Source organism: Magnetococcales bacterium, assembly GCA_015231925.1.
In the GTDB taxonomy this organism is placed as follows: Bacteria; Pseudomonadota; Magnetococcia; order Magnetococcales; family JADGAQ01; genus JADGAQ01.
Genome location: JADGAQ010000169.1, coordinates 1 through 1,945 on the forward strand (window position 1 = coordinate 1; position 1,945 = coordinate 1,945).

At 56.5% G+C, this 1,945-nt stretch carries 3 protein-coding genes; all 3 read left to right on the forward strand.

Annotated features, from left to right (window positions below; translation table 11 throughout):
• The first annotated feature begins 298 nt into the window (after positions 1–298).
• The 3 genes from HQL56_15510 (at position 299) to HQL56_15520 (ending at position 1,944) form a co-directional block, all read left to right on the forward strand.
• Positions 299–520 (forward strand): hypothetical protein, encoded by a 222-nt coding sequence (locus HQL56_15510; GenBank protein MBF0310926.1) that lies wholly within the window; start codon positions 299–301, stop codon positions 518–520.
• Between the two features lie 78 nt (positions 521–598).
• On the forward strand, positions 599–1,288 hold the full coding sequence (locus HQL56_15515) for a hypothetical protein (GenBank protein MBF0310927.1): 690 nt from the start codon (positions 599–601) through the stop codon (positions 1,286–1,288).
• Positions 1,289–1,383: 95 nt separating this feature from the next.
• A complete protein-coding gene (locus HQL56_15520) occupies positions 1,384–1,944 on the forward strand; it encodes a hypothetical protein (GenBank protein MBF0310928.1) in 561 nt (186 codons plus the stop codon).
• Position 1,945: the final 1 nt, after the last annotated feature.

The window sequence follows — 1,945 nt, forward strand, 5'->3', positions numbered from 1 at the left end:
CACGTCAAAGGATGGGGGGATGAGGCCCCCCCTTGCCCCCCCGCGGTCCGCTGCGGAACATTCGCGCCGCACGGGTGGGAAGCTTTCGGGAATTCATTGGCGGCAGCGGACCGCAACGGCAACGGACCGAAGCAACGGACCGAAGCAACGGATAACACCTCGGGGCTCCGCCCCGAACCCCGCCGGGGGGGATAATCCCCCCCGGACCCCCGTAGGACTGAAAAGACCATCACCTTCCTCATTCTGCCCCTATTTCCATCACTGTCACCTTGCCCCATTTCCCCAAAGGAGTCCTGCAATGAACGATGACCTGCTGCTGATGCTCGGCGAAATCAAAGGAGGGCTCGATGCCATCCGCAAACGCCAGGAGGAACTCTCCAAATGGCTGGAAGATATGGATAAACGCCTGCGCTATGTCGAAATCCGCGCTGCGGTGATCGGCGCCATGGGAGGCGGCGCGGTGGCCATGGCGGGTTCCGGCCTGGGCTCGGCCCTGCGCGTGGCCATCGGCCTGCACTAATCCCACCCTGCTCACAGGCTCACCACAATCGTTGCCAAACAACCAGAACATATTTAACCTTCTAACAGGAGAGGTACAATGGCCAGAACACCCATCAAACACGCCATGGGATGGTCCGTGGAACACGGCTTTCGGGATGAGGAAGAGAGCGACAACGCCGGCAATATGGGCTGGGCCCCCGGTCGGGCAGCCCGGCTGCGGCGAGAGAAGGAGGCGCTGGCCCAACGTGCCGCCAGTGGTTCGGCAACCCCCTCATCTCCTTCCGTCCTCGCAGTCCCGAAAGCCGAAAAGCCCAAGTTTGATTTCAAGGGGGCGGATGTTGTTAAAAAGAACGTGGAAACCTATCCAACATTCAGTGATTGGTATAGAAATATCCTGGGTGACGGTGACTGGAACTACAAAAGCCTTCCTGATGCAAGGAAGCCTCCAGGTTATTCAAAAAGTGAGTTGGAGGCTCTCGGTAACCAAAATTTTGGAGCAACCTGTATGGCCCAGGGGTTTTCAGAGGAAGCGTGCAAACGGGGAGGAGGAGCTTACCAGGCCTGGTCGGATCTAAAAAAATGGTTTAAGGACAAAAAAATACAAGAGACGGAAGGCCACTGGTTCACGTTTGCCTCAGAGAACAACCGGTGTTTCGGAGAGCCGAAAGATGATTGTGCTGAGGTTGACCTGGGGATAAAATACTATAAATGGTTGCTAGAGACGAATCAGGTTAAGCCGCATTCCCCTCCGGCACCCATGTCGGATGACAGTTTATGGGGGCCTTGAGGTGAGGGAATGCAGCGTGGTGACTTGAAAGAATCTGTCAGGGTCGAAAGGAGTCATCCTTTCGACCCGGCAGAGTGAAGGAACAGGTTGGCAGCATGGCGAGATTCTACTTGGCAATGGGAATTCGATTCATCAGAAGAGGGTTCGCCCTGTTCTGGCATCGGCGATGTCTTCTCCTTGTCGGCCCGCCGACGCTCTATCTGATCTATCTCTTTTTCTTTGTAACCCCTGCCTGGTATCTCGTGTGGACTTTTCCCCAAAAGAAACCCTTCTTCGAGGAGATGACCACCCTGATTCGCAGCCGCTACCCAACCTGGTCCGAAGCGGCCAATTGTCCGGGCATGACCAAACCCCGCAAGAGTTATTGTGACAGGGCCATCGCCGAACATTGGGGACCCCGCTACGAGCCCTTGCAGCAACAACTCGGCATCGGCAATGTGAGCTGGTCTGAAGATTTGAAGCACGTCGAGTTTTCCCTGGAATATGGCTATCTCCCCGGAATCGGCAGCGTGCGAACCAGTATCTGGAGCATGCCTTCCTCCCTGGTCACCTGCGAACAGGCCGTGGAACGATGGGACGCCATCGATCTGCGTCCTTTCGTGGGCGAGGTGCATTGCCGGCCACTGGGGGAAGGGTGGTTCCTGTTTCGATACTGAC

What these genes read in the sequence shown, in the direction of transcription:
- HQL56_15510 (MBF0310926.1), top strand. Translation starts at nt 299, where the DNA reads ATGAACGATGACCTGCTGCTGATGCTCGGCGAAATCAAAGGAGGGCTC.
- HQL56_15515 (MBF0310927.1), top strand. Translation starts at nt 599, where the DNA reads ATGGCCAGAACACCCATCAAACACGCCATGGGATGGTCCGTGGAACAC.
- HQL56_15520 (MBF0310928.1), top strand. Translation starts at nt 1,384, where the DNA reads ATGGCGAGATTCTACTTGGCAATGGGAATTCGATTCATCAGAAGAGGG.